The organism is Streptomyces sp. NPDC034043 (assembly GCF_055575675.1).
Genome location: NZ_JBVISF010000003.1, coordinates 307,971 through 334,340, shown reverse-complemented (window position 1 = coordinate 334,340; position 26,370 = coordinate 307,971). Strand labels below are relative to the sequence as shown.

26 protein-coding genes are annotated in these 26,370 nt (G+C 74.6%); 13 read left to right on the top strand and 13 right to left on the bottom strand.

Annotated elements, in window-relative coordinates:
* Positions 1-12: 12 nt before the first annotated feature.
* The 4 genes from ACZ51S_RS10025 to ACZ51S_RS10010 all read left to right on the top strand — a co-directional run bounded on the left by ACZ51S_RS10025 (position 13) and on the right by ACZ51S_RS10010 (position 3,571).
* A complete protein-coding gene (locus ACZ51S_RS10025) occupies positions 13-660 on the top strand; it encodes a response regulator (RefSeq protein ID WP_468475253.1) in 648 nt (215 codons plus the stop codon).
* A gap of 68 nt (positions 661-728) precedes the next feature.
* Positions 729-2,189, top strand: coding sequence for a DUF2252 domain-containing protein (locus tag ACZ51S_RS10020; protein ID WP_468475134.1), 1,461 nt, complete (start codon positions 729-731; stop codon positions 2,187-2,189).
* Between the two features lie 140 nt (positions 2,190-2,329).
* Positions 2,330-3,160 (top strand): J domain-containing protein, encoded by an 831-nt coding sequence (locus ACZ51S_RS10015; RefSeq protein WP_468475133.1) that lies wholly within the window; start codon positions 2,330-2,332, stop codon positions 3,158-3,160.
* Between the two features lie 66 nt (positions 3,161-3,226).
* Positions 3,227-3,571, top strand: coding sequence for a rhodanese-like domain-containing protein (locus tag ACZ51S_RS10010; RefSeq protein ID WP_388932893.1), 345 nt, complete (start codon positions 3,227-3,229; stop codon positions 3,569-3,571).
* A 24-nt stretch (positions 3,572-3,595) separates the two neighbouring features.
* On the opposite strand, the gene ACZ51S_RS10005 is transcribed toward ACZ51S_RS10010, so the two are convergent.
* From ACZ51S_RS10005 to paaA, 6 genes are all read right to left on the bottom strand, one after another.
* Entirely contained in the window at positions 3,596-4,738 is a 1,143-nt protein-coding gene (locus ACZ51S_RS10005; protein ID WP_468960445.1) for an acyl-CoA dehydrogenase family protein, read from the bottom strand.
* 113 nt (positions 4,739-4,851) lie between these two features.
* Positions 4,852-5,952 (bottom strand): 2Fe-2S iron-sulfur cluster-binding protein, encoded by a 1,101-nt coding sequence (locus ACZ51S_RS10000; RefSeq protein ID WP_468475131.1) that lies wholly within the window; start codon positions 5,950-5,952, stop codon positions 4,852-4,854.
* The gene (gene paaD / locus ACZ51S_RS09995) at positions 5,953-6,459 is read right to left on the bottom strand and encodes a 1,2-phenylacetyl-CoA epoxidase subunit PaaD (protein WP_468475130.1); all 507 of its coding nucleotides are present in this window, start codon (positions 6,457-6,459) and stop codon (positions 5,953-5,955) included. It lies immediately after the preceding gene.
* Positions 6,453-7,187 carry a 1,2-phenylacetyl-CoA epoxidase subunit PaaC gene (gene paaC / locus ACZ51S_RS09990; protein WP_468475129.1) on the bottom strand — a complete coding sequence of 245 codons (735 nt, stop codon included), beginning with the start codon at positions 7,185-7,187 and terminating at the stop codon, positions 6,453-6,455. The genes paaD and paaC overlap by 7 nt, the downstream gene beginning before the upstream one ends.
* Positions 7,184-7,468 (bottom strand): 1,2-phenylacetyl-CoA epoxidase subunit PaaB, encoded by a 285-nt coding sequence (gene paaB, locus ACZ51S_RS09985; RefSeq protein ID WP_468960442.1) that lies wholly within the window; start codon positions 7,466-7,468, stop codon positions 7,184-7,186. The genes paaC and paaB overlap by 4 nt, the downstream gene beginning before the upstream one ends.
* Complete coding sequence (gene paaA / locus ACZ51S_RS09980) at positions 7,465-8,481, bottom strand: 1,2-phenylacetyl-CoA epoxidase subunit PaaA (protein ID WP_467885499.1); 1,017 nt, start codon at positions 8,479-8,481, stop codon at positions 7,465-7,467. Before paaA ends, paaB begins: the two co-directional genes overlap by 4 nt.
* Before the next feature lie 135 nt (positions 8,482-8,616).
* Between paaA and ACZ51S_RS09975 the strand changes: the two genes are divergently transcribed.
* The 3 genes from ACZ51S_RS09975 to ACZ51S_RS09965 all read left to right on the top strand — a co-directional run bounded on the left by ACZ51S_RS09975 (position 8,617) and on the right by ACZ51S_RS09965 (position 11,465).
* Positions 8,617-9,354, top strand: coding sequence for a DUF5819 family protein (locus tag ACZ51S_RS09975; RefSeq protein WP_468475128.1), 738 nt, complete (start codon positions 8,617-8,619; stop codon positions 9,352-9,354).
* On the top strand, positions 9,339-10,640 hold the full coding sequence (locus tag ACZ51S_RS09970; RefSeq protein ID WP_468960440.1) for an HTTM domain-containing protein: 1,302 nt from the start codon (positions 9,339-9,341) through the stop codon (positions 10,638-10,640). Before ACZ51S_RS09975 ends, ACZ51S_RS09970 begins: the two co-directional genes overlap by 16 nt.
* Before the next feature lie 66 nt (positions 10,641-10,706).
* On the top strand, positions 10,707-11,465 hold the full coding sequence (locus ACZ51S_RS09965; protein ID WP_468960438.1) for a TrmH family RNA methyltransferase: 759 nt from the start codon (positions 10,707-10,709) through the stop codon (positions 11,463-11,465).
* A 144-nt stretch (positions 11,466-11,609) separates the two neighbouring features.
* Here ACZ51S_RS09965 and paaN read toward each other — a convergent pair whose 3' ends face one another.
* Positions 11,610-13,292: a phenylacetic acid degradation protein PaaN gene (gene paaN / locus ACZ51S_RS09960; RefSeq protein WP_468475125.1), complete on the bottom strand. Its 1,683-nt coding sequence runs from the start codon at positions 13,290-13,292 to the stop codon at positions 11,610-11,612.
* Positions 13,293-13,459: 167 nt separating this feature from the next.
* Here paaN and ACZ51S_RS09955 point away from each other — a divergent pair, with 167 nt between their 5' ends.
* Together ACZ51S_RS09955 and ACZ51S_RS09950 are read left to right on the top strand one after the other, a co-directional pair.
* Positions 13,460-14,998, top strand: a complete 1,539-nt coding sequence (locus ACZ51S_RS09955; RefSeq protein ID WP_468960435.1) for a 3-hydroxyacyl-CoA dehydrogenase — start codon at positions 13,460-13,462, stop codon at positions 14,996-14,998.
* A complete protein-coding gene (locus tag ACZ51S_RS09950) occupies positions 14,995-15,588 on the top strand; it encodes a TetR/AcrR family transcriptional regulator (RefSeq protein ID WP_388932921.1) in 594 nt (197 codons plus the stop codon). The genes ACZ51S_RS09955 and ACZ51S_RS09950 overlap by 4 nt, the downstream gene beginning before the upstream one ends.
* Before the next feature lie 85 nt (positions 15,589-15,673).
* On the opposite strand, the gene ACZ51S_RS09945 is transcribed toward ACZ51S_RS09950, so the two are convergent.
* Positions 15,674-16,228, bottom strand: a complete 555-nt coding sequence (locus ACZ51S_RS09945) for an Lrp/AsnC family transcriptional regulator (RefSeq protein WP_468475123.1) — start codon at positions 16,226-16,228, stop codon at positions 15,674-15,676.
* A 176-nt stretch (positions 16,229-16,404) separates the two neighbouring features.
* Between ACZ51S_RS09945 and pdhA the strand changes: the two genes are divergently transcribed.
* The 3 genes from pdhA to ACZ51S_RS09930 are packed head-to-tail and all read left to right on the top strand — an operon-like array spanning position 16,405 to position 19,864.
* Positions 16,405-17,538: a pyruvate dehydrogenase (acetyl-transferring) E1 component subunit alpha gene (gene pdhA / locus ACZ51S_RS09940; protein ID WP_468475122.1), complete on the top strand. Its 1,134-nt coding sequence runs from the start codon at positions 16,405-16,407 to the stop codon at positions 17,536-17,538.
* Positions 17,538-18,536 (top strand): alpha-ketoacid dehydrogenase subunit beta, encoded by a 999-nt coding sequence (locus ACZ51S_RS09935; protein ID WP_468475121.1) that lies wholly within the window; start codon positions 17,538-17,540, stop codon positions 18,534-18,536. Before pdhA ends, ACZ51S_RS09935 begins: the two co-directional genes overlap by 1 nt.
* The gene (locus ACZ51S_RS09930) at positions 18,536-19,864 is read left to right on the top strand and encodes a dihydrolipoamide acetyltransferase family protein (protein WP_468885547.1); all 1,329 of its coding nucleotides are present in this window, start codon (positions 18,536-18,538) and stop codon (positions 19,862-19,864) included. Before ACZ51S_RS09935 ends, ACZ51S_RS09930 begins: the two co-directional genes overlap by 1 nt.
* Positions 19,865-19,948: 84 nt before the next feature.
* Here the strand turns inward: ACZ51S_RS09930 and ACZ51S_RS09925 are convergent, their stop codons facing one another.
* Positions 19,949-21,061 carry an FAD-dependent monooxygenase gene (locus ACZ51S_RS09925; RefSeq protein ID WP_468801447.1) on the bottom strand — a complete coding sequence of 371 codons (1,113 nt, stop codon included), beginning with the start codon at positions 21,059-21,061 and terminating at the stop codon, positions 19,949-19,951.
* A 93-nt stretch (positions 21,062-21,154) separates the two neighbouring features.
* Between ACZ51S_RS09925 and ACZ51S_RS09920 the strand changes: the two genes are divergently transcribed.
* Positions 21,155-21,712 (top strand): TetR/AcrR family transcriptional regulator, encoded by a 558-nt coding sequence (locus ACZ51S_RS09920; RefSeq protein ID WP_468475118.1) that lies wholly within the window; start codon positions 21,155-21,157, stop codon positions 21,710-21,712.
* A 43-nt stretch (positions 21,713-21,755) separates the two neighbouring features.
* Here the strand turns inward: ACZ51S_RS09920 and ACZ51S_RS09915 are convergent, their stop codons facing one another.
* The 4 genes from ACZ51S_RS09915 to ACZ51S_RS09900 are packed head-to-tail and all read right to left on the bottom strand — an operon-like array spanning position 21,756 to position 26,014.
* Entirely contained in the window at positions 21,756-22,733 is a 978-nt protein-coding gene (locus tag ACZ51S_RS09915; RefSeq protein ID WP_468475117.1) for an NAD(P)H-quinone oxidoreductase, read from the bottom strand.
* Positions 22,734-22,752: 19 nt separating this feature from the next.
* Positions 22,753-23,853: a potassium channel family protein gene (locus tag ACZ51S_RS09910; RefSeq protein ID WP_468475116.1), complete on the bottom strand. Its 1,101-nt coding sequence runs from the start codon at positions 23,851-23,853 to the stop codon at positions 22,753-22,755.
* The gene (locus tag ACZ51S_RS09905) at positions 23,841-25,139 is read right to left on the bottom strand and encodes a molybdopterin molybdotransferase MoeA (RefSeq protein ID WP_468885551.1); all 1,299 of its coding nucleotides are present in this window, start codon (positions 25,137-25,139) and stop codon (positions 23,841-23,843) included. The genes ACZ51S_RS09910 and ACZ51S_RS09905 overlap by 13 nt, the downstream gene beginning before the upstream one ends.
* Positions 25,136-26,014, bottom strand: a complete 879-nt coding sequence (locus tag ACZ51S_RS09900) for an NTP transferase domain-containing protein (protein WP_468960432.1) — start codon at positions 26,012-26,014, stop codon at positions 25,136-25,138. The genes ACZ51S_RS09905 and ACZ51S_RS09900 overlap by 4 nt, the downstream gene beginning before the upstream one ends.
* Between the last annotated feature and the right edge of the window lie 356 nt (positions 26,015-26,370).

The window sequence follows — 26,370 nt, the reverse complement described above, 5'->3', positions numbered from 1 at the left end:
GTGACAGCCAAGGTGATCAGAGTGGTGATCGCTGACGACGAGCCGCTGATCCGGGCCGGGATCAGGATGATCCTGACCTCGGCTCCGGACATCGAGGTCGTCGCCGAGGGGTCCAACGGCCGGGAGGCGGTCGAGCTGGCGCTGTCCCATGCCCCGGACGTGCTGCTGCTGGACATCCAGATGCCGGTGATGGACGGGCTGACGGCGCTGGCCGAGGTGGTGCGGGCCGCCCCGGCGGTGAGGGCGCTGGTCCTGACCACCTTCGGGGAGAAGGAGAACGTCCTGCGGGCGCTGAGCCAGGGCGGCGCCGGGTTCCTGCTGAAGGACTCGGCGCCGGGTGAGCTGATCGGCGCCGTGCGGGCGGCCGCGGCCGGGGACGCGTACCTCTCGCCCGGCGCGACCCGGCACGTGGTGGACCAGCTGGCGGCCGGCCCGGCCGCGGGACGCGGCGAGGAGGCACGGAGGCGGGTCGCGGAGCTGAGCGAGCGGGAGCGCGGCGTGCTGGCGCTGCTGGGGGAAGGCCTGTCCAACGCGGACGCCGGGCGCAGGCTCCATATGAGCGAGGCGACCGTGAAGACGTACGTGAGCCGCATCCTGGCGAAGCTGGCGTGCGAGAACCGGGTTCAGGCCGCCCTGCTGGCCAGGGACGCCGGGCTGTAGGTACGGTCTGCCGGACTTGATCGGCCACGCGGTGGCCGGTGTGGCGCGAACAGGGCGGGGCAGCGCGGATGGTGGCGATACCGGGGCAGTACGCGGCGGCTGAAGCGGCGGGCGCGGAGGCGGGCGGTCCGGCGGGGTGGTCCGGCGGGCGGATCCCGCGCGTCGAGGGCTTCGCGCCGCGGAGCGCGGTCGGCTCGCCCAAGGAGGCCGGGAAGGCGCTGCGGCTGCGCGTACCGCGCGCGGCGCACGCGCGGTTCGAGCCCCCCGCCGGGCGCCCGGACGCCGTGCGCGCGGTGGAGGAGTCCAACGTGGGGCGGGTCGCCGAGCTGACCCCGATACGGGTGGGCCGGATGGCCGCGAACCCCTTCGCCTTCCTGCGCGGGGCGGCCGGACTGATGGCGCACGACCTGTCCGGCGGCCCGGTGACCGGGGTGGGCGCGCAGATCTGCGGCGACGCCCACGGGGCCAACTTCGGCCTGTACGGGGACGCGCGCGGCCGGCTCGTGATCGACCTCAATGACTTCGACGAGACCGTCTTCGGCCCGTGGGAGTGGGACGTGAAGCGGCTGGCGACCTCCCTGGTGCTGGCCGGGCGCGTGGCGGGGGCCGACGAGGACACCTGCCTGGCGGCGGCGCGGGACGCGGTGGGCGCGTACCGGCGCACGATGCGGCTGTTGGCGAAGCTGCCCGCGCTCGACGCGTGGAACGCCATCGCCGACGAGGAGCTGGTCTCGCACACCGACGCCCGGGACCTGGTGGGCACGCTGGAGCGGGTCTCGGAGAAGGCCCGCAACAACACTTCCGCCCGGTTCGCGGCCCGGTCGACGGAGGTCCTGGCCGACGGCGGGCGACGCTTCGTGGACGCGCTGCCGGTGCTGCGCCGGGTCGGGGACGAGGAGGCCGCCGCCGTGGCCGCCTCGCTGGGCCCGTACCTGGCGACTCTGTCGGGGGACCGGCTGCCGCTGCTGGCCCGGTACGCGATCCACGACGTGGCCTTCCGGGTGGTCGGCACGGGCAGTGTGGGCACCCGCTCGTACGTGGTGCTGCTGCTGGACCACCGGGGCGAGGCGCTGGTCCTCCAGGTGAAGGAGGCGCGGCCCTCGGTGCTGCTGCCGTACCTGCCCGGGCTCGGCTTCCACGCGGCGCCCGAGGAGCACGAGGGGCGCCGGGTGGTGGCCGGGCAGCGGCGGATGCAGGTGGTCTCCGACAGCCTGCTGGGCTGGACCACCGTCCAGGGGCGTCCGTACCAGGTCCGGCAGTTCCGCAACCGCAAGGGCAGCGTGGATCCGGCGGCGCTGGCCGTGGACCAGTTCGACGACTACGGCCGGATGACCGGTGCCCTGCTGGCCCGGGCGCACGCGCACAGCGCCGATCCGCGGCTGCTGGCGGGGTACTGCGGCAAGAACGAGGAGCTGGACGAGGCGATCGCCGGCTTCGCCGTGGCCTACGCCGACCGGAGCGAGGCCGACCACGCGCACCTGGTGGCGGCGGTGCGCTCGGGACGGATCGCGGCGGAGTTCGGGGTCTGAACCGTCCGCTCCGGCGGGACGGCGGCGGGTGCGATGGCGGGGCGGCGGGCGCGATGACGGGACGGTGGTGGCGGGCGGGGCGGCGGTCCGGGGTGTGTTTCACGTGAAACACGCGCCGGGGCGGGCCGTAGGCTGGCCGGGTGAGCGAGCAGACCGAACACACCGCGCCCGAAGAGCCCGCCGTTCCCGCTGACGAGCGGCCCGAGGCGCGGCTGGAACGCGCCGTGCGCGCCGCCGAGCAGGCACTGATCGAGTTCGAGATCGCGGTGGAGACCTTCCGGGTGGAGGTCGAGAACTTCTCCCGGCTGCACCACCAGAAGCTCGGGCCGATGTACTCGCGCCTCGACGAGCTGGACGCGCTGATCGCGGAGGCGAAGGCGGCCCGCAGCGGCGATCCCGAGGACCTGCGGCGGGCCCAGGAGGCCCGCTCGCTGGTCATGCCGATGCCGGGGGTGGAGGAGCTGTTCCACGACTGGCTGGGCTCGGACGGCCTCTCCGACGACGCCGCCGCGATGCTCACCGACCGGCCGGTGCGGCCGCCGCAGCGGGTACGGCCCACCGAGGAGGTGCGCCGCCTGTACCGGGAGCTGGTCCGCAAGGCCCACCCGGACCTGGCGCAGGACGAGGCCGAGCGGACCCGCCGTGACGCCTTCATCGCCCGGGTCAACGCCGCCTACGGGCGCGGTGAGGAGCGGCTGCTGCGCGAGCTGGCCGAGGAGTGGGAGGCCGGCCCGGCGCCCGAGGAGGCCGGCCCGGGCGAGAGCGAGGAGCTGTACGCCCGGCTGGAGTGGCTGGCCCAGCGCAAGGAGCTGCTCTCGCTGGTGGCCAAGGAACTGGAGGACAGCGCGATCGGCGCCATGCTGCGGATGGCTCCGGACGACCCGGACCGGCTGCTGGAGGAGATCGCGGAGCAGCTGCTGGCGCAGGTCTCGGAGCGCGAGGCGGAGCTGGCGTCGTACAGCGCCGGATGAGCCCGGCCCGGCCGGGGCGTCGGATAGGTTGGCAGACCAGATCCGTGAAGAGAGAAGGCGACTGTTATGAACCTCGGACCGCTTCCCTCGGTGGACGCCGCGTCGGTGCCCGCCGATGGCTTCGTCCTCGACGTCCGTGAGGACGACGAATGGGCGGCCGGGCACGTCGAGGGTGCGCTGCACGTCCCGATGAGCGACTTCGTGGCGCGCTTCGGCGAGGTCACGGAGGCGGTCGCGGACGGCCGCACGGCGTACGTGATGTGCCGGGTGGGCGGCCGTAGCGCGCAGGTCACCCAGTACCTGGTGCGCCAGGGCATCGAGGCCGTGAACGTGGACGGCGGGATGCAGGCGTGGGACCGCGCCGGGCGCCCGATGGTGGCGGACGGCGGGAACCCGGCCTTCGTGCTCTGACCGCCCTCCGTGTTCTGAGGGGTGTCAGCCGAGGGGGTGGGCGGCCAGCAGGTCGCCCAGGGCCTCTTCGTGCGCGGCGGCCGGGCCGAGCTGGAGCTCCAGCTGCTTGGCCCAGGCGTGGTAGCGGTGGAGCGGGTAGTCGGTGTCGGCACCGAAGCCGCCGTGCAGGTGCTGGGCGGTCTGTACGACCCGGCGTACGCCCTCGGAGGCCCAGATCTTGGCGACGGCGACGTCCCCGGCGCTGGGCAGCGGCCCGCCCGCCCCTGCGGTCGCGGCGTCGAGCCGCCAGGCGGCCTGCCAGAGGGTGGCTTCCATGGCGCGCAGGTCGATGTAGCGGTCGGCGGCCTGTACCGCGACGGCCTGGAAGGTGGCGACGGGGAAGCCGAACTGCTCCCGCCTGCCGGTGTACTGGCTGGTCATCGTGAGGGCGCCCTCGCCGAGGCCGAGGGCGAGGGCGCAGGTGCCGGTGGCCAGGAGCTGGTGGAGCCGGTCCCAGGCGCCGGGCGCGTCGATCACGTGGGCGGCGGGTGCCCGGACCTCGTCCAGGGTGAGTTCGGCGAGCCGCTCACCGCTGGTGGAGTACTGATCGGCGAGCGTGAGCCCCGGGGTGACACGGGGCAGGAGGGCGAGGACGGCCCCGCCCCCGCCGCTGTGGGCGGGTACGGCGATCCAGTCGGAGCCGTGGGCCCAGGCCACGGCGGTCTGCACCCCGTCCAGGAGCCAGTCGGGGCCCTCGCGGCGCGCGGTGACGGCGAGCTCGGCGGGGTCGTGGCCGGTGCGGCCGTGCGCGGCGGCGGTGAGGACGAGGGTGCCGCTTCCGGCGCCGGGCAGCAGGGCGGCCGCCAGCCCGGGGCTGCCGTGGGCCTGGACGGCCATGGCGGTGGCGCAGTGCTCCAGCAGCGGTACCCGGGCCAGCACTTTGGCGGCTTCGCGCAGCACGAGGCACAGGGCGATGGTGTCGAGGCCCGCACCGCCGTGTTCCTCCGCGAGGACGAGGCTCAGCAGATCGGAGGCGGCGAGCCTGTTCCACAGCGGCCGGTCGAAGCCGTCCGCGACGGCGCCGGACGTGAGGGCAGGGCTGGGGACGCCGTCGGGGGCGACGTCGGCGAAGACGGCCCTGGCGGCCTCGACCGCGGCCTGCTGTTCCTCGGTGAAGGCGAAGTCCACTGCCTGTCCTCCTGTGCGCGTCCGCTCCTGATCTGACGGGGCGTCAAGATAGAGCAGCGGGCGGCAATTGGACAGGCCCCCGGCACCCCTGAGGGTGCCGCGGGGCCAGGGTCCTACCGGTCGAAGTCGATCTCCACTTCCTCCGTCATGGCGTGGGACTGGCAGGCCAGCACGAACCCCGCCTCGGTCTCCTCCGCCTCCAGCGCGAAGTTGCGGTCCATCCGCACCTCGCCGGAGACCACGAAGGCCCGGCAGGTGCCGCAGACCCCGCCCTTGCAGGCGTACGGGGCGTCCGCGCGGTTGCGCAGCACGGTGTCCAGCAGGGACTCGCCGTCCTGGACGGGCCAGGTGCCCGAGCGGCCGTCGAGCCGGGCGGTCACCCGGCCGCGGGCCGGAGCCGCGACGGTGCGGGCGGGGACCTGCGGGGCGGTGTCCTCGACGTGGAAGATCTCCTCGTGCACCCGCGTCCGTACGACGCCCAGCGCGCCCAGGGCCCGCTCCGCGCCGGTCACCAGCCCGTAGGGACCGCACAGGAACCAGCCCGTGACCTCTGCGACCGGCAGCAGCGCGGGCAGCAGGGACACCAGCCGGGCCTCGTCGAGCCGCCCCGAGGGCAGCCCGGCCTCCTGCTCCTCGCGGGACAGGACGGTGACCAGCTGGAAACGGTCGGGGTAGCGGTCCTTGAGGTCGGCCACCTCCTCCAGGAACATCGTCGAGGCCGCCGTGCGGTCGCTGCGCACCAGGCAGAACCGGGCGTCGGGCCGGGCCGCCAGCAGCGAGGCGGCGATCGACAGCACCGGGGTGATGCCGCTGCCGCCGACGATCGCCGCGTAGTGCGCGGCCGGCGGGGCGGCGGCCGGGTCCAGCACGAACCGCCCGGCCGGGACCATCACGTCCAGCACGTCCCCGGCGGCGACCTCCTTGTGCGCGAACGTGGAGAACTCGCCGCCCTCCACCAGGCGCACCCCCACCCGCAGCCGGTCCGGTCCGGGGCCGTCGGGGGCCGGGGCGGCGGAGCAGATCGAGTAGGTGCGGCGGACCTCGGTGCCCTCGGCGGCGCGGCGGCGCAGCGTCAGGTGCTGTCCGGGGAGATGGCGGTAGGCCTCGCGCAGTTCCTCGGGGACGCGGAGGGTCAGTGCCACCGAGTCGTCGGTGAGCCGGTCGACTTCCGCCACCGTCAGCGGGTGGAACGCGCCGTGGCGGGGTGCGGCCATCTACAGCTCCTTGAAGTGGTCGAACGGTTCGCGGCAGGCGACGCAGCGGCGCAGCGCCTTGCACGCGGTGGAGGAGAAGCGGCTGAGCAGCTCGGTGTCCGTCGAGCCGCAGTGGGGGCAGCGGACCGACAGCGTGAGCGGCACCGGTCCGCCGGCGGAGTGCGGGCGCGGCGGGGCGATGCCGAACTCGGCCAGCTTGCGGCGGCCTTCCGCGCTGATGTCGTCAGTGGACCAGGCGGGGGCCAGGACCGTGGTGACCCGCACCTCGGGTATGCCGTGGGCGATGAGGGCCCGCTCGATGTCGGCGGACATCGCCTCGATGGCCGGGCAGCCGGTGTAGGTGGGGGTGAGGACCACCTCGGCGTGGCCGTCCTCGTGCATCCGCACCCCGCGCAGGACGCCCAGCTCGGCCAGGGTCAGCACGGGCAGTTCGGGGTCGGGGACGGAACCCGCCAGCTCGGCCAGCTCCGCCTCCAGGCGGGTGGTTCCGGCCCCGGCGCTCACCACGACGCTCCGGGGTGGCTGCGGTGCAGGTGCTGCATCTCGGCGAGCAGCCGCCCGAACGGCTCCGTGTGCAGCCCCTCGCGGCCGGCTCCGGCGGCCCAGGCGCCCGTACGAGGCCCCTCGGGCCGCGTCAGCCCGGCCCGGTCCAGTACGTCGCCCAGCGCGGCCAGCCAGCGGGCCTCCAGGGCCTCCATGGCGGCCCGGTCCAGGCCGAGCCCCTCGACCGGCTCGAACATCTCCCCGGTGAACTTCCACAGGGCGTCGAGCGCCGTGCGCATCCGGGTCCGGCTCTCCTCGGTGCCGTCGCCGAGGCGCAGCGTCCACTGCTCGGCGTGGTCCCGGTGGTAGGCGGTCTCCTTCACGGCCTTGGCCGCGAGCGGGGCGAACGGTCCGTCCCCGGCGGCGAGCTCCGTGTACAGCTCGTGCTGGTAGAAGGAGAAGTAGAGCTGGCGGGCGATGGTGTGGGCGAAGTCCCCGTTGGGCTGTTCGACCAGCTGGAGGTTGCGGAAGGAGCGCTCCTCGCGGAGGAAGGCCAGCTCGTCCTCGTCGCCCGCCATGGACAGCAGGAGGCGGGCCTGCCCGAGCAGGTCCAGGGCGATGTTGGCCAGGGCGACCTCCTCCTCCAGGACGGGGGCGTGGCCCGCCCACTCGCCGAGGCGGTGGGAGAGGATCAGCGCGTCGTCGCCGAGGGCGAGGGCGGCCGCGGTAAGGGTGTCGGTGCCGGCGCTCACAGGTGGCGCACCCCCTCGGGGATCTCGTAGAAGGTGGGGTGCCGGTAGGGCTTGTCGGCCGACGGGGCGAAGAACGGGTCCCGCTCGTCCGGCGAGGAGGCGGTGATCTCGGTGGAGGGCACCACCCAGATGGAGACGCCCTCGTTGCGCCGCGTGTAGAGGTCGCGTGCGTTGCGCAGGGCCATCTCCGCGTCGGGGGCGTGCAGGCTTCCCGCGTGCATGTGCGAGAGGCCGCGGCGCGAGCGCACGAACACCTCCCACAGGGGCCAGTTCTGCGTCATGCCTGTACCTCTCGTCCGGTGCTGGTGTGCTTCGCGGCGTAGGCGGAGGCGGCCTCGCGGACCCAGGCGCCTTCCTCGTGCGCCCTGCGCCGCTGGCTGATCCGCTGTTCGTTGCAGGGGCCGTTGCCCTTGAGGACGTCCCAGAACTCGGCCCAGTCGATGGCGCCGAAGTCGTAGTGCCCGCGCTCCTCGTTCCACTTGATGTCGGGGTCGGGCAGGGTCAGGCCCAGCGACTCGGCCTGCGGGACGGCGATGTCCACGAAGCGCTGGCGCAGCTCGTCATTGGAGTGCCGCTTGATCCGCCAGGCCATCGACTGCGCCGAGTGCGCCGACTCGTCGTCCGGCGGGCCGAACATCATCAGGGAGGGCCACCACCAGCGGTCGACCGCGTCCTGCGCCATGGCGTGCTGGGCCTCGGTGCCCCGCGAGAGGGCGAGGAGCAGCTCGTAGCCCTGGCGCTGGTGGAAGGACTCCTCCTTGCAGATCCGGACCATGGCGCGGGCGTAGGGGCCGTAGGAGCAGCGGCAGATCGGCACCTGGTTGGTGATCGCCGCGCCGTCCACGAGCCAGCCGATGGCGCCGACGTCGGCCCAGGTGAGCGTGGGGTAGTTGAAGATCGAGGAGTACTTCTGCTTGCCCGAGTGCAGCTTGTCGAGCAGCTCGTCGCGGCTGGTGCCGAGGGTCTCGGCGGCGCTGTAGAGGTAGAGGCCGTGGCCCGCCTCGTCCTGCACCTTGGCCATCAGGATCGCCTTGCGCCGCAGGGAGGGCGCGCGGGTGATCCAGTTGGCCTCAGGCTGCATGCCGATGATCTCGGAGTGGGCGTGCTGCGCCATCTGCCGGACCAGGGAGGCGCGGTACTCCTCGGGCATCCAGTCCCGAGGCTCCACGCGCTCGTCCGCCGCCACCGCGGCGTCGAAGTCGGCACGGAGCTGTGCGCCGAGGTCCGCGGACTGCCCGTCCACCGCGCCGTCCACCGTGCCTGACGTGCCCGTTTCCGGGGTCACTGCGACCATCCCGGTCCCCTGTCAGAGTGTGCCGTCCGCCCGACCGACCGATCGTTCGGTTCATCCTCTTCAATGGTGAGACGGCGGCCCGTAGGGTGTCAACCTCTGTGGGCAACCCTGTGGACGCCGGATGATCGGGGCGGGATGGATTCGAACGAGCGCGAGCCTGCGGAAGGAGCACTTCCGCCGCCCGCCGCGGCGGTGCCCGCAGCCCCGTCGCGCGCGCCCGGGCTGGCCGGTCTGTCCGCCCCGTACCGGGTCCTGGCGGCCCTCGCCGCGGCGGCCCTGGGCGTCGGCGCCTGCTTGCACCTGGGGCTGGTCTTCCTGCACGTCGCGCCCTCCAACACCGTCAGCAAGCAGCACGCGCGGCTCGTGGACGGCTGGATCTATCCCGAGTTCGAACAGAACTGGAAGCTCTTCGCGCCCAACCCGCTCCAGCAGAACATCGCCGTCGAGGTCCGCGCCCAGGTCCGCACCGCCGGCGGCGGCCTCGTCACCCGCGACTGGCGCGACCTGTCCGCCGAGGACGGCGCGGCGATCCGGCACGGCCTGCTGCCGAGCCACACCGAGCAGAACGAGCTCCGCAGGGCCTGGGACTTCTTCACCGGCTCCCACGACGAGGACAACAAGCCCGACGGCGAGCGCGGCGAGCTGTCCGAGCAGTACCTGAAGCGGATCGCCCTGGCCCGGCTGACCGCCGGGACATCGGCCGGGAAACCCGCCGGGACATCGGCCGGCAAGCCCCCCGAGACGCCCGACGGCGAGCGGATCGTACGGATCCAGCTGCGCTCGGCGACGCGGTCCGTGGCCGCGCCGCCCTGGAGCGAGGAGAAGACCGACACCCAGACGTACTACCGGGAGCTGCCGTGGTGGAACGTGTGACGGGCGCCCTCGCGCGGGCGGTCGCCAAGGCCACCGGGCAGGCACTGGGCCCGTACCAGAGCGCCGTCGTGCGCATCGGCTTCGCCGCGACCTGGCTGTTCTTCCTGCTGCGGGAGTTCCCCAACCGGCACGAGCTGTACGGGCCCGACGGACCGTGGAGCTGGCAGCTGGCCGAGCGGCTGATCGCCTCGAACCGCGCCTTCACGGTGCTGATGTGGTCGGACTCCGCGCTGTGGTTCGAGACCGTGTACGCGCTCTCCCTGCTCGCGAGCGCGCTGCTGCTGCTGGGCTGGCGGACGCGGGCGACGTCGGTCCTCTTCATGGTCGGGGTGCTGTCGCTGCAGAACCGCAGCGTCTTCATGGGCGACGGCGGGGACAACGTCATCCACCTGATGGCGGTCTACCTCGTGCTGACGCGCTGCGCGCGGGTCTGGTCGCTGGACGCGCGCCGGGCCCGGCTGCGGGGCTCGGCCACGGCCGGGGCGGCGGGGCCCGTGCTGTGGACGGTGCTGGGGGCCCTGTTCGCGTACGGGGCGCTCGCCGGACACCTCGGCGCGCTCTGGCTGACCGCCTTCTCGGTGCTGTGGGCGGGAACGGCGCTGTGGTGGCTGGCCGACCGCCACGAACCGGAGGGCGAGCGGCGGGCGACGCTCGACGTCCTCGCGAACCTGCTGCACAACGCCGGGATGCTGGTGATCGCGGCGGAGGTCTGCCTGATCTACGCGACCGCCGGCTGGTACAAGATCCAGGGCTCGCGGTGGCAGGACGGGACCGCCCTCTACTACCCGCTCCGCCTGGACTACTTCACCCCCTGGCCCTGGCTGTCGGACGTGATGGCGGGCAGCGGGCTGGTGGTGATGCTGCTGACGTACGGGACCGTCGCGGTGCAGGTGGCCTTCCCGTTCGCGCTGTTCAACCGGCGGGTCAAGAACGTGCTGCTGGCGGTGATGATGCTGGAGCACGCCGGGATCGCGGTGCTGCTGGGGCTGCCGTTCTTCTCGCTGGCGATGATCGCCGCCGACGCGGTGTTCCTGCCCACGGGGCTGCTCGTGTGGATCGGGGCGCGGGTGGCCGGTGCGCGGGCGGCGGTCGGGGCGCGGGCGGCGGGCGGGACCGGCGTACCGCTGCGCGCAGCCGCGGCCCCGGACCCGGACCCCGCCCCGGACCCGGACCCCGCCCCGGACCGGGACCCCGCCCCGTCACCGCTCCCCGGGGCCCCGCCCCGGACCCCGGTGGCCGCGCCCCGCGGCCCGGTCACCGGGACCGCGCCCCCGGAGTCCGGCTGAGGCGCCCGCTCCGGGCCGATGGCCCCTTCGCGGCGGCTCCCGCTCCGGGCGTCGTAGGGTCGGGGCATGAGTGAGCGGCAGGGTTCCGGTGAGGTCCAGCGGGAGTGGCGCGAGTGCGCCGACCGGGGTGGCGTGGTGCTGCTCGACGGGTTCCACGCGCTGAAGCACGCCCTGCGCTTCGGCGCCGAGGTGCTGGCGGTGGTCGCCGACGAGCCCCGTGCCGTACGGGAGCTCGCCGCCGGGCTGGCCCCGGACGTAGAACCGGAGGTGGCCCGGCTCGTGCGGCGGGCCCCGCTCAAGGAGCTGCTGCCCCGCGCGCACCCCACCGGGGTCGCCGCGCTCGCCGTACGCCCCGGCCGGGAGGCCGGACGGGCCGCGCTGGCGAGGACGCCCCGGCCGGCCCCCATCGTGCTGCTGGACCATCCGCGCAACCTGGGCAACGTCGGCGCGGTGGTCCGCCTCGCCGCCGGCTTCGGGGCGACCGGCGTGGTGACCCGGGGCGATCTGGACCCCTGGCACCCCAACGTGGTCCGGGCCGGGGCCGGGCTGCACTACGCGACCACCGTGGACCGGATGGAGCTGGAGGAGCTGCCCGCCGGGCCGGTGTACGCGCTCGACCCGGAGGGGGAGGACATCCGCGCCCTCACGCTCCCGGACGACGCCCTGCTCGCCTTCGGCTCCGAACGCCACGGCATCTCGCCCGAGCTCCGGGCGCGCGCCGACCACCTGGTCTCCCTGCCGATGCGGCCCCAGGTCTCCAGCTACAACCTCGCCACCAGCGTGGCCATGACCCTCTTCCACTGGGGCGGTCCCGCCGCGCGGTGACAAGCGGGGCGCCGGGACGGCCGCGCACTCCACGCCTCCGCCGGGCCGCCCGCTCGCGGCACGCCCCGGGCCGGCACGGGGGCGCGGCACCGCGTACGGGCCCGGCCGGCGGGCGGGCCCGTACGCGGTGGCGGGCGGTCGCCGTCAGGCCTGGCGGCGGACCTCCACCACGCGGAAGCGGTTCGCGACGAACGCCCCGTCGCACAGCGCGGCGTTGGCCGCCGGGTTCCCGCCGGAGCCGTGGAAGTCGGAGAAGGCCGCGGTCTGGTTGACGAAGACGCCGCCGGTCAGGTTCAGCGACAGCTGCGCCGACTCCTCCAGGCAGACCTCCTCCACGGCCCGCTCGGTGTCCGCGGAGGTGGTGTACGCCCCCACGGTCATGGCGCCCTTCTCCCGCACCGTACGGCGCAGCAGGTCGAGGGCGTCCGCGGTGGAGTCCACCGCCACCGCGAAGGAGACCGGGCCGAAGCACTCGGAGAGGTAGGCCGCCTCCGGGTCCGGCTTCCCGGCGTCGAGCTTCACGATCACGGGGGTGCGCACGACCGCGTCGGGGAACTCCGGGTTCGCCACCTCGCGGGAGGCCAGCGCGACCTCGCCGAGACCGGCCGCCGCCTCCAGCCGGGCCTTGACGTCCGGGTTCACCAGGGCGCCCAGCAGCGCGTTGGCACGGGCGTCGTCGCCGAGCAGGCCGCCGACCGAGGCGGCGAGGTCGGCCACGACCTCGTCGTACGACTTGTGGCCGGCGTCCGTCGCGATGCCGTCGCGGGGGATCAGCAGGTTCTGCGGGGTGGTGCACATCTGGCCGCTGTACAGCGACAGCGAGAACGCCAGGTTGGACAGCATCCCCTTGTAGTTGTCGGTGGAGTCGACGACGACGGTGTTGACGCCCGCCTTCTCCGTGTAGACCTGCGCCTGACGGGCGTTGGCCTCCAGCCAGTCACCGAACTCGGTCGACCCGGTGTAGTCGATGATCTTGATCTCGGGGCGGACGGCCAGCGTCTTGGCGATGCCCTCGCCCGGCCGCTCGACGGCCAGGGCGACCAGGTTCGGGTCGAAGCCCGCCTCGGCCAGGACCTCGCGGGCCACCTTCACGGTCAGCGCCAGCGGCAGCACGGCGCGCGGGTGCGGCTTGACCAGGACGGCGTTGCCGGTGGCGAGGGAGGCGAACAGGCCCGGGTAGCCGTTCCAGGTGGGGAAGGTGTTGCAGCCGATCATCAGCGCGATGCCGCGCGGTACGGCCGTGAAGGTCTTGCCGAGCTCCAGCGGGTCCTTCTTGCCCTGCGGCTTCGACCAGGCGGCCTGCCCGGGAACCCGGGTCTGCTCCTCGTACGCGTACGCCACGGCCTCCAGGCCGCGGTCCTGCGCGTGGGGGCCGCCGGCCTGGAAGGCCATCATGAAGGCCTGGCCGCTGGTGTGCATGACCGCGTGGGCGAACTCGTGCGTCCGCGCGCCGATCCGGGACAGGATCTCGACGCAGACCAGGGCGCGCGTCTCGGGTCCGGCGTCGCGCCAGGCGCCCATGCCGGCCCGCATCGCGGGCAGCAGCACGTCCGGGTCCACGTGCGGGTACTCCACGCCCAGCTCCGGGCCGAACGGCGAGACCTCGCCGCCCGCCCAGCCGTCGGTGCCGGGCTGCCCGAGGTCGAAGCGGGAGCCGCGGACGGCCTCGAAGGCGGCGAGCCCGTCGGCCGGGGCGCTCTCCCCGTAGGCCTTGGGGTGCTCGGGGTGCGGGGACCAGTAGGCGCGGCTGCGGATGGCATCCAGCGCCTGGTCCAGGGTGGTCCGGTGCTTCTCGGTCAGCTGGGGGACGGTGAGCTCGGCGGCCATCAGGGACCAACTCCTCGTTGAGCCGGGCGGGATCAGGCTGGTTCGCAGACTGGGATCGGGCGGGGGCGGGTGAAGAAGAGCAGACTGGAGTTAGAGTAACCGAACGATCGGTCGGTACAAGAGGGCCCGGCGGACCTGTGGACAACCGCGTGCGGGAGGATCAGGACATGACAGCAATCGAGCGGGCTCGCACTGTGGCGGTCATCGGCGCCGGGACCATGGGACAGGGCATCGCGCAGGTCGCCCTCCTCGCGGGTCATCCCGTCCGCCTCTACGACTCCGCGCCCGAGCGGGCCCGCGAGGCCGTCCAGACCGTGGCCGGCCGGGTCGAGCGGCTGGTCGCCAAGGGCCGGCTGGACCGGGCCGAGGCCGACGAGGCCGTCCGCCGGCTCGATTCCGTCGACGCCCTGACCGGGCTCGCCCCCGCCGCCCTGGTGATCGAGGCGATCGTCGAGGACGTGGCCGTCAAGCGCGAGCTGTTCACGGCCCTCGAAGCGGTGGTTCCGCGGGACGCGCTGCTCGCGACCAACACCTCCTCCCTCTCCGTCACCGAGCTCGCCGCCGGCCTGGCGCACCCCGGGCGCTTCCTCGGCCTGCACTTCTTCAACCCGGCCCCGCTGCTCCCCCTCGTCGAGGTGATCAGCGGCCACGCGACCGACCCGGCCGCCGCCGAGAGCGCGTACCGCACCGTCCTGGGCTGGGGGAAGACGCCGGTCCGCTGCGCCGACACCCCGGGCTTCATCGTCAACCGGATCGCCCGGCCCTTCTACGCCGAGGCCTTCGCGGTGTACGAGGAGCAGGGCGCCGACCCCGCCACCATCGACGCGGTCCTGCGCGAGAGCGGCGGCTTCCGGATGGGCCCCTTCGAGCTGACCGACCTGATCGGCCAGGACGTCAACGAGGCCGTCACCCGCTCCGTCTGGGACTCCTTCTTCCGCAGTCCCAAGTTCACCCCCTCGCTCGCCCAGCGCCGGCTGGTCCAGTCGGGCCGCCTCGGCCGCAAGACCGGACACGGCTGGTTCCCGCACGCCGGGGACGGGCAGGCGCCCGCTCCGCACACGGCGGGCCCCGAGGAGGCGCCGGAGAAGGTCACCGTCGTCGGCGACCTCGGCCCGGCCGCCGCCCTGGCGGACCTCATGGAGGAGGCCGGGATCCCGGTCACCACCACCGGGCACGGGGGCCCGTACATCCAGCTGCCCGGCGAGGGCCAGCTGGTGCTCGCCGACGGCAAGACCTCGGTCGAGTTCACCGACGTCGTCTACTTCGACCTCGCGCTCGACTACCGCGACGCGACCCGGATCGCGCTGTCCGCCGGCGAGGACACCTCCGAGCGCACCCTCGCCGAGGCGGTCGGGCTCTTCCAGAAGCTCGGCAAGAAGGTCTCCGTCATCGGTGACGTCCCCGGCATGATCGTCGCCCGGACCGTCGCGATGCTGATCGACCTCACCGCCGACGCGGTGGCGCGCGGGGTGGCCTCCGCCGAGGACATCGACACCGCGATGCGGCTCGGCGTCAACTACCCGCTGGGCCCCACCGAATGGCACGCCCGGCTCGGCCGCGACTGGGCGTACGACCTGCTGCACCACCTCGACGAGCGCTGCCCGGGCGGGCGTTACGCTCCCTCGCTGGCACTGTTCAAGCTGGGCTACGCCGCCGGCGAGGACGAGGACGGGGCCGGGGACGACAACGGGGAGGGCACCGCGTGACCACGGCCAGGCGGGACACCTACACCCCGGAGACGCTCCTGTCCGTCGCCGTGCAGGTCTTCAACGAGCGCGGTTACGACGGCACCTCGATGGAGCACCTCTCCAAGGCGGCCGGCATCTCCAAGTCCTCGATCTACCACCACGTCGCGGGCAAGGAGGAGCTGCTCCACCGCGCCGTCAGCCGGGCCCTGGACGGCCTCTTCGCGATCCTGGAGGAACCGGGCGCCGTACGGGGCCGCGCGGTCACCCGGGTCGAGTACGTCACCCGCCGCACGGTCGAGGTCCTGGTCGCGGAACTGCCCTACGTCACCCTCCTGCTGCGGGTGCGCGGCAACACCCGCACCGAGCGCTGGGCGCTGGAGCGGCGCCGCGAGTTCGACCACCAGGTCGCGGAACTCCTCAAGGCCGCCGCCAACGACGGGGACCTGCGCGCCGACGTGGACATCCGGCTCGCCACCCGTCTGCTGTTCGGGATGGTGAACTCCCTGGTCGAGTGGTACCGCCCGCACCCGGGCACCACCCCCGACCAGCTCGCGGACGCGGTGGTCAGCATGGCCCTGGACGGCCTGCGCACCACCCCGGCCCCGTAGTACCGCCCGGCGCCTAGGGCCGCGCGCCGGGGCCGTGCGGCCCGCCGCCGGGGCGGCCGCGCGGCCTGCGTGAGGGCGGGGCCGGTCAGTCCTCGGCCAGGGCCGGGCCGGCGGACGGGCCCGGGTCCAGCAGATCCGTTTCCTCGAACACCAGCAGCGTCCGCGTGGACAGCACCTCCGGGATGGCCTGGAGCCGGGTCAGGACCAGCTCGCGCAGGGTGCGGTTGTCCGGGGTGTGGACCAGCAGCAGGACGTCGAAATCCCCGCTGACCAGCGCGATGTGCGCCGCGCCCGGAAGCTCGCGCAGCTTCTCGCGCACCGTCCGCCAGGAGTTCTGGACGATCTTCAGCGTGATGTAGGCCGAAGCGCCCTGGCCCGCGCGCTCGTGGTTGACCCGGGCCGTGAAGCCGCGGATCACCCCGTCGTCGATCAGCCGGTTGATCCGCGCGTAGGCGTTGGCGCGCGAGACGTGCACCTGCTCGGCCACCGACCGTATCGACGCCCGGCCGTCCGCCTGGAGCAACCGCATGATCGAACGGTCGATGGGGTCCAGGGGGCGGGGCGGGACAGGTGGGCCTGACGGTGCGCCCCCCGGTGGGACCGGTGCGGAACCCGCTCCGGCCATTTGTTCATCCGGCATTGCCCACTGCCTCCCTCTCCTGGACGTCCTGCACCCATCCCAGGGCCCCGCCGCCACTTTGTCCACAGCCTGGAGCCGCCTGTAGCCAAATTGCGCCAACGACCGAACAATCGGTTGGTGAGGCGCCTCACACGTGGCGTCCCCAGCCCGCTTCCCACGAGGAGGTGTACGCCGCCATGACGGTCCAAGAGCTGCCCGGTGCCGGTGCGTCGCACCACGTCACCCCGCCGCCCGCCTGGAGGCCCCGTATGGAAGCCGCTCCGCTGCTTCCGGACCCCGAGCCCTACCGGGTGCTGGGCACTCCGGCGGCGGAGGGGCTCGACCCCGCCCTGATGCGCCGGTACTACGCCGAGCTGGTGCGGGGACGCCGGTACAACGCGCAGGCCACCGCGCTGACCCGGCAGGGCCGTCTCGCCGTGTACCCCTCCACCGTCGGGCAGGAGGCCGCCGAGATCGCGGCCGCCCTGGTCCTGCAGGAGCAGGACTGGCTCTTCCCGAGCTACCGCGACACCCTCGCCGCCGTGGCGCGCGGACTGGACCCCGTACAGGCGCTGACGCTGCTGCGCGGCGACTGGCACACCGGGTACGACCCCCGCGAGCACCGCATAGCCCCCCTGTGCACCCCCCTCGCCACCCAGCTGCCGCACGCGGTCGGCCTGGCGCACGCCGCGCGGCTGCGCGGTGACGAGGTCGTCGCGCTCGCCATGGTCGGCGACGGCGGCACCAGCGAGGGCGACTTCCACGAGGCGCTGAACTTCGCCGCCGTATGGCAGGCCCCGGTGGTCTTCCTCGTCCAGAACAACGGCTTCGCGATCTCCGTACCGCTCGCCAAGCAGACCGCCGCTCCCACGCTGGCCCACAAGGCCGTGGGCTACGGGATGCCCGGCCGGCTGGTCGACGGCAACGACGTCGCCGCCATGCACGAGGTCCTCACCGAGGCGGTGAAGCGAGCCCGCTCGGGCGGCGGACCGACCCTGATCGAGGCCGTCACCTACCGGATGGAGGCCCACACGAACGCGGACGACGCCACCCGGTACCGCACGGACGCCGAGGTCGAGGCCTGGAAGGCGCACGACCCGGTGGACCTGCTGGAGCGCGAGCTGACCGCGCGCGGGATCCTGGACGCCGAGGGCATCCAGGAGGCGCGCGACGCGGCCGAGGCGATGGCGGCGGACCTGCGCGAGCGGATGAACGCCGACCCCGTGGTCGACCCGATGGACCTGTTCGCGCACGTCTACGCGGAGCAGACCGGCCGGCTGCGCGAGCAGGCCGCCGTGCTCCGCGCCGAGCTGGAAGCGGAGGGAGAGTGATGACGACCGTTGCCGCGAAGCCCGCGACGATGGCGCAGGCGCTCACCCGTGCCATGCGCGACGCCATGGCCGAGGACCCCACCGTCCACGTGATGGGCGAGGACGTCGGCGCGCTCGGCGGTGTCTTCCGGATCACCGACGGGCTCATGAAGGAGTTCGGCGAGGACCGCGTCACGGACACCCCGCTCGCCGAGGCCGGAATCCTGGGTACCGCCGTCGGCATGGCCATGTACGGGCTGCGGCCGGTCGTGGAGATGCAGTTCGACGCGTTCGCCTACCCCGCCTTCGAGCAGCTCCTCTCCCACGTCGCGAAGATGCGCAACCGCACCCGGGGCAAGATGCCGCTCCCGATCACCATCCGCGTGCCCTACGGCGGCGGGATCGGCGGCGTCGAGCACCACTGCGACTCCTCCGAGGCCTACTACACGGCCACCCCCGGGCTCACCGTCGTGACCCCGGCGACGGTCGAGGACGCGTACGGGCTGCTGCGCGCGTCGATCGCGAGCGACGACCCGGTGGTCTTCCTGGAGCCGAAGCGGCTCTACTGGTCCAAGGCGCAGTGGTCGCCGGAGGCACCCGTGGCCGTCCCGGGCATCGGGCAGGCCCTGGTGCGCAGGGCCGGCACGAGCGCCACCCTGATCACGTACGGTCCCTCGCTGCCGGTCTGCCTGGAGGCGGCCGAGGCGGCCCGCGAGGAGGGCTGGGACCTGGAGGTCGTGGACCTGCGCTCGCTCGTCCCCTTCGACGAGGAGACCGTCGTCGCCTCCGTACGCCGCACCGGGCGCGCGGTGGTGGTCCACGAGGCCGGCGGCTTCGGCGGGCCGGGCGCGGAGATCGCCGCCCGGGTGACGGAGCGCTGCTTCCACCACCTGGAGGCGCCGGTGCTGCGGGTGACGGGCTTCGACATCCCGTACCCGCCGCCGATGCTGGAGAAGTACCACCTGCCCGGTGTGGAGCGGATCCTGGACGCCGTGGCCCGCCTGCAGTGGGAGAGCTGATGCCGCAGGTATTCGAGTTCAAGCTGCCCGACCTCGGTGAGGGGCTGACCGAGGCGGAGATCGTGCGCTGGCTGGTGGCGGTGGGCGACGTCGTCGCCATCGACCAGCCGGTCGTCGAGGTCGAGACGGCCAAGGCGATGGTGGAGGTGCCCTGCCCGTACGGCGGCGTGGTCACCGCCCGGTTCGGCGAGGAGGGTGAGGAGCTGCCGGTCGGCGCTCCGCTGATCACCGTGGCGGTGGGTGTGGAGCCGGCGTCCGCCGGGGCCGCGTCGGCCGCGGAGGCGGATGCCGAGGGCTCCGCCAACGCGCCCCGGCCGCTGATCGGGTACGGCTCCGACCACTCCCGCCCGGCGCGTCGGCGGCGGGTGCGACCCGTCACCGCCGCGGTGTCGGCGCCCGTCGCGGCGCCCGCCCCGGTCGCGGCCGCCCCGGTCGAGGCGGCCGCCCCGGTGGTGTCCGCCGGGCCGGTGCCCGTCATCTCGCCGCTGGTGCGCAAGCTGGCCCGGGACAACGGGGTCGACCTGCGGTCGCTGCGCGGATCGGGGCCGGAGGGCCTGATCCTGCGAGCCGACGTGGAGGCCGCGCTGAGGGCCCCCGAGCCCGTTGCCGCCGTTGCCGCCGCGCCCGTGTCGGCGTCCGCGGGGGAGCGGATCCCGCTCAAGGGGCTGCGGGGCGCGGTGGCGGAGAAGCTCTCGCGCAGCCGGCGCGAGATCCCCGAGGCCACGTGCTGGGTCGACGCGGACGCCACCGAGCTGATGGCGGCGCGCGCCGCGATGAACGCCGTGGACGGGCCCAGGATCTCGGTGCTGGCGCTGCTGGCCCGGATCTGCACGGCCGGACTCGCCCGGTACCCGGAGCTCAACTCCACGGTGGACCTCGCGGCCAACGAGATCGTCCGGCTCCCGGCCGTGCACCTGGGCTTCGCCGCGCAGACCGAGCGCGGGCTGATGGTCCCGGTGGTCCGGGACGCCCACACGCGCAGCCCGGAATCGCTGTCGGCGGAGTTCGCCCGGCTGACCGAGCTGGCCCGGGCGGGGAAGCTCGCCCCGTCGGACCTGACCGGCGGGACGTTCACCCTGAACAACTACGGGGTGTTCGGCGTGGACGGCTCCACGCCGATCATCAACCACCCCGAGGCGGCCATGCTCGGTGTGGGCCGCATCATCCCGAAGCCGTGGGTGCACCGGGGCGAGCTGGCCGTCCGTCAGGTCGTGCAGCTGTCCCTGACCTTCGACCACCGGGTCTGCGACGGCGGCACGGCGGGCGGCTTCCTGCGGTACGTGGCCGACTGCGTGGAGAACCCGGCGGTGCTGCTGCGCGGCCTTTAGGCCGACACGGCGCGGGCCGGCCGGGACCCTGACGGCACGGCCCGGGCCGTCGGAGCCCTTCCCGGCCGGGGGCGGCCGCTCCGGTCAGTGCCGCGCCGGAAGGGCCGGGGCGGTCCAGACGGTGTGCCGGAGCATCGCGCGGACGCTCGCCCCGGAGGGGGCCAGCCGCAGCGCCGTGTTGCGGGCGGTCACCGCGAGGGGGTGGGCCAGCCGGTGGCCCAGCCGGCCGGCCAGGCGGGCCGCGCGGGCCACCGCCTCGGCGCGCGGCCGCCGCACGGCGTCGTAGCGGGCCAGGGCCGCCTCCACCGTCGGTCCGGCGGCCAGCTCCGCCGCCAGCACCACCGCGTCCTCCAGCGCCTGGCAGGCCCCCTGGCCGAGGTTCGGGGTCATCGCGTGCGCGGCGTCCCCGAGCAGCGCCACCCGCCCGACGGCGTACGAGGGCAGCGGGGTCACCAGCTCGTGGACGTCGTGGTGCAGCACGTCCTCGGGCCGGGTCGCCGCCAGCAGCTCCGGCACCGGGCTGTGCCAGCGCCCGAAGCGGTGCCGGAGCGCCGCGAGCGGGTCCGCGTGCCGCAGGCCCGGCGGCGCCGCGAGCACCGCGTGCCATTCGGCGCGGCCGTCCGCGAACGCGATGTGCCCGAACTCCGCACCCCGGCCCCAGGTCAGCGCGAAGTCGCTGTCCGTCCGCACGGGTGCCCCGGTGATGGCGCGCAGCACCGTCGACCCGCTGTAGCGCGGGCCCGGGTGCCCGGGGAAGAGGCGTGCGCGGATGCCGCTGCGCACCCCGTCGGCGGCCACGACCAGGTCCGCGCCCGGACGGGCGGGCGTCCCGTCGAGGGTGCCCACTCCCGTCCGCAGGCAGGACGCCGGCAGGGCCTCGCGCAGCAGCCGGTGCAGGGCGGCGCGCGGGAGGCCGGTCATCAGGACGGCCTCCCCGTCCAGGCGGGAGAGCCACCGCCCGTCGGGAGTGCGGGTGCCGCCGGTGTACTGGCGGCGCGCGGCCTTCCGTACGTCCGGGCCGACGCCCAGCGCGTCCAGGGCGCGGATCCCGTTGGCGGCGAGGGAGATCCCGGCCCCCGCGTCGTCGAGCACGGGGGAGCGCTCCAGCACGGTGACGTCCCAGCCCGTGCGGTGCAGCCCGATCGCCGCCGCCAGCCCGCCGATGCCGCCGCCGATGACCAGTGCCGTCCGGCTCATCACGCACCTCTTTTCTACACCTGTAGAAGCGTTGGGGGTGCAGCGTACCCGGCGCCTTCTACAGTTGTAGAAGGCGGGGTGTACAAAGAGGGGGTGAGCGAAGAACGACGAACCCTTCTGGCCGACGCCGCCATCGAGGTCCTGGCCGACCTGGGCATGCGCGGGCTGACCCACCGGGCCGTGGACCGGGCCGCCGGGCTGCCGCCGGGCACCACCTCGGCCTACTTGCGCACCCGGGCCGCCCTGCTGACCGCGCTCGTACGCCGCCTCGTGGCCCGGGACCAGGCCGAACTCCAGGCCGCCGGGGAGCGGACCCCGCTCCCCCGCACCCCGGCCGAACTGACCGACGGCCTCGCCGCGCTGACCACCGCCCGGCTCACCGGCGAAGGGCGCCGGCGGTCACTGGCCCGCTACGCCTGCGCCCTGGAGAGCGTCCGCGACCCGGAACTGCGCGAGATCCTCGTCCCCCGCGAGAACGCCGGGCGCGACACCGTACGGGCCTTCCTGGCCGCGTACGGCGTACCCGACCCGGAGGCCCGCACCCTCACCCTGCTGGCCTGCGTGGACGGCCTGGTCCTCGACCGTCTGCCGACCGGCACCGAGGTCCCCCGCGAAGCCCTGGAAGGGCTCGTCGCGGCGGCCCTGCGCTGAAGCCGCGGCGTGGTCGGCGCGGCACGGCCGGCGCGACGCGGCGTCAGACCGTCAGCAGCAGCTTGCCCACGTGGGTGCCGGCCTCCATGACCCGGTGGGCCTCGGCCGCCTCGGCGATCGGGTACGCCGCGTGGACCACCGGGCGGACCCGGCCGGCGGCGATCAGGGGCCACACGTGCTCCCCCACGGCCGCCATGATGGCCGCCTTCTCCTCCAGCGGGCGGGTGCGCAGGGTGGTCGCCGTGATCGCCGCCCGCTTGGCCAGCAGGGTGCGCAGGTCCAGCTCCGCCTTCACCCCGCCCTGGAGGCCGATCACCGCGAGCCGGCCGTTCACGGCCAGTGCGTCCAGGTTCCGCGCGAGGTACTTCGCGCCGATGATGTCCAGGATCACGTCCGCCCCGGCCCCGCCGGTCGCGGCCCGCAGCTCCTCCACGAAGTCCTGCTCGCGGTAGTCGATCAGGATGTCCGCCCCCAGCTCCGCGCAGCGTGCCAGCTTCCGCTCGCCGCCCGCCGTCACCGCCACCCGCGCGCCGACGGCCTTGCCCAGCTGGACGGCCATGGTGCCGATCCCGCTGGAGCCGCCGTGCACCAGCAGGGTCTCGCCCGGACGCAGCCCGGCCACCATGAAGACGTTGGACCAGACCGTCGCGACGACCTCCGGCAGCGCGGCCGCCGTCACCAGGTCCACCCCCTTCGGCACCGGCAGCAGCTGCCCCGCCGGGACGGCCACCCGCTCGGCGTACCCGCCGCCGGACAGCAGCGCGCACACCTCGTCACCCACCGCCCAGCCGGAGACGCCCGGCCCGAGTGCGACGACGCGCCCGGAGCACTCCAGGCCGGGATGGACGGAGGCGCCGGGCGGGGGGTCGTAGAAGCCCTGCCGTTGCAGGACGTCGGCGCGGTTCACGGCGCTCGCCGCGACCTCGACGAGCACCTCCCCCTCGCCCGCCACCGGATCGGGTACTTCGGTCCAGACCAGGGCCTCGGGGCCGCCGGGCCGCTCGATCGTGATCGCATGCATGGCGCGGAATCTACCGGGCCTACTCCACCGGGCCCAGGGTGACCTGGGGGCCGGCCGGAGGTACGGCCCGCACGATGGTGATCACGCGGTCGGTCAGCTGGAGCGGACTCGCGTGCGGGTCGTCGTACGGGAGCAGCCGGTGTCCGCGCAGGACGCTGACGACGAGGTCACCGGTGTCGCGGACACTGCGGCCCACCTCGGCCTTGGTGACGGGCCGTTCGATCAGGTCCAGGCCGCTGCCCTGCTGGATCAGGTCCTCCATCACGGTGCCCGCGCTGGGGCTGAGCACCGACAGGCCCAGCAGCCGTCCCGCCGCGCTCGCGCTCGTGATGACCGCGTCCGCGCCGGACTGCTTCAGCAGCGGTGCGTTCTCCTCCTCGCGGACCGCCGCCACGATCTTCGCGCCCCGGTTGAGCTGCCGGGCCGTCAGGGTCACCAGGACGGCGGTGTCGTCCCGCTGAGTGGCGATGATGATCTGACGGGCCTTCTGGAGTTCGGCCCGCAGGAGCACTTCCGAGCGGGTGGCGTCACCGACGACGCCGGTGAAGCCCTCGGAGTTGGCGATGTCGATCACCTTGGCGCTGGGGTCCACGATGACGACCTGCTCCCTCTGGAGGCCGGTCGCCAGCAGCGTCTGCAGGGCGGAGCGGCCCTTGGTGCCGAAGCCGACGACGACCGTGTGCTCACGCAAGTTCTTCCTCCAGCGGCTCAGCCGCCACTCTTCGCGGGTCCGTTCGGTGAGGACCTCCAGGGTGGTCCCGACCAGGATGATCAGGAACAGCACGCGCAACGGGGTGATCAGCAGGACGTTGACCAGCCGCGCGCTGTCGCTGTGGGGGACGATGTCGCCGTAGCCCGTGGTCGACAGGGTCACGGTCGCGTAGTAGACGCTGTCGAGGAGGTCGACCTTCCCGTTGGCGTTGTCGTGGTAGCCCTCGCGGTCCAGCCAGACGATCAGCACCGTCAGGCACAGGACGAAGAGGGCCATCAGCAGTCGCCGGGTGACCTGCCGCAGTGGCTTCTCGACGATCCGTTTGGGGAGTTTGACGCGGCGTGAGACGAGCTTCTCGTCGGCGCCCCGCGCCATGGCGTCCTGCCCGTGGAGTTTCACGTGAAACATCCTCCCGCGGCCCAGGGCAGATCGAGGATCTCCAGGTCCTGCCCCGACCGGGCGCCGTGCGGCGGTACGACGGCCAGCGCGTCGGCGCCCGCCACCCCGCGCAGCATCGCCGGGCCGTTGTAGCGCAGCGGTACGGCGTGTTCGTCGGTCAGCAGCACCGGCACCAGCCGGGTGTCGTACGGGTGGCCGGGCACGTCGCCCTCCACCGGCACCGTGTAGCGGGGCCGCTGGCGGCGGCCGGCGAGGGCGCGCAGCAGCGGCTCGGCGAGGGTGAGCAGACCGGACACGGCGGCGAGCGGATTGCCGGGCAGCCCGACCACGTGCCGGGCCTCCTCCCGGTCGCCGAGGCGGGCCAGCAGCATCGGATGCCCGGGGCGCACGGCCACCCCGTCCACCAGCAGCTCGGCCCCGGCGCGCTTCAGCACGGGGTGCACGTGGTCGACGGGGCCGGAGGCGGTGCCGCCGGTGGTGACGACCACGTCGGCGGTGGAGCCGGTGACCGCCTCCAGCAGGGCCTCGGCCCCGGCCGGATCGTCGCCGAGCCGGCGCGTGCCGGTGACCTCGGCGCCGAGCCGGTTGAGCCAGGGGCCGAGCATGGGGCTGAGGGCGTCCCGGATCAGGCCGTCGTGCGGGCGCCCCTCGGTGAGCAGTTCGTCGCCGAGGACCAGGATCTCCACGCGGGGCCGGGGCCGGGTGACCAGCTCGTCGTACCCGGCGGCGGCGGCGAGGCCGAGCACGGCCGGGGTGACGAGCGAGCCGACGGGCAGCAGCAGGTCGCCCGAGCGGCACTCCTGGCCGCGCGGCCGGATGTCCTGCCCGGTGTTCACGGGCCGGTCGGCGTAGAGCTGGGTGCCGGACTCACGGGCGTGCTCGCTGCGGATCACGGCGGTGGTGTCGACGGGGACCCGGGCGCCGGTGGCGATCCGTACGGCCTCGCCGTCGGCGAGCGGAGCGGGCGGCTCGTTCCCCGCGAGGATCCCGGCGCCGGGGCGGACGCGCCAGGGGCCGGGGCCCGCGACGGCCCAGCCGTCCATGGCCGAGGTGTCGAAGGAAGGCAGGTCGCTGAGGGCTTCCAGGGGCGCGGTCAGCACTTCGCCGAGCGCGTCCGCGAAGCGCACCCGGTGGGTGCGGGCGGGCACGGCGGTGCCCGCCCGTGCGGCGGTCTCGCGGGCGCGCAGCCAGGGGGCGGCGCGGTGGCCGCCGGCGCCGCCGGAGCCGGAGTCGGGGTGGCGGCTGACCAGGGCGAGGGCCTCGTCCAGGGCGCCGTCAGCGTCGGTACGGGTCATCCGGAGCCGGTCTCCTCGGGGTGGGGGTTCTGGGCCTCGGCGGCCCAGCGCAGTGCCAGGTCGGCGGCCTTGCGGGAGGCTTCCGCGACGGCCTGGACGGGGTCGGCGCCGGTGGCCTCGGCGCGGGCGGCCGCGTAGCCGACGAGGAACGTCGTCAGCGGGGCCGCGGGCCGGGCCACGCCGTGGGCGGCGTCACGGGCGAGGTCGAGCAGGGTCGCGACGTCGACGGCGACGTCGTCGATCCCGAGTTCGCTCTTGGCGGCGGTGATCCAATGCTCCAGCACGCTCCCATGCTCCCTGATCCGGGCGCGGGCCGCCGCGAGGTCCTCCCAGGTGTCGCAGTCGAAGGAGGCCAGGGGGGCGGCGGAGACCACCCGGGCCAGGTCGAGTTCGGCAGTGAGGGCGCGCAGCGGGAGGCCGTGCAGGGTGCCGTGCTCGGTGGCGAGCAGGGCGATCTCACGGCGCAGGGGCTCGGTGCGGTAGGCGGCGACGAGGGGCTGGTCGCGGCCGCCCGCGTCCCGCAGCAGGGCGCCGTCACCCGGGCCGTCGGCGGCGGCCGTGAGCAGGGCCCGGACGGTGTCCCGGTCCAGGAAGGGCAGATCGGCGGAGAGTACGAGGACCAGCCCGGCGCTGGTCCGGCGGATCCCGGCGTCCAGCGCGGCCACGGGTCCGCCGCCGGGCGGGTCCTCGCGGGTCCAGCGCACGGGGCGGGCCGTCGCCGTCCGGGCGCCGACCACGACGGTCTCGGCGGCGTCCGCGCAGGCCGCCAGGACACGGTCGAGGAGGGTGCGGCCTCCGACGTGGAGGGTGGGCTTGTCCGCCCCGCCGAGGCGCCGGGCGGCGCCGCCGGCGAGGACGATGGCGTCGTAGCTCATGCCCCTGAGTATGCGCGGCCCATCTCGCGGCCGTCACCGCCCACTTAGGGGGCGCCCGACGGATCCCGCCCGGGCCTCGGCCCGCCCGGCCCCGCCCCGCCCGGCCCCGGCCCCCGCCCGGCCCCGCCCCGGCCCGCCCGTCCGGCCCCGCGGCTCGCCGCGCCGTCGCCCGTCGCCCGTGCCCCGGGCTGGTCCGGCCCCGATCCGCCGGACACGCCCCGGCCCGCCCGGCCCGCCCCGCGAGGAGCGCCCCGGAACGGACGCGGGCTCCGTCCGGCGGTGGCCGGACGGAGCCCGTGGCAGCGGTGGGGCGGCCGGTGCGGCGCCCCGGTCGGCACCGCGCGAGCGGTGCCGGG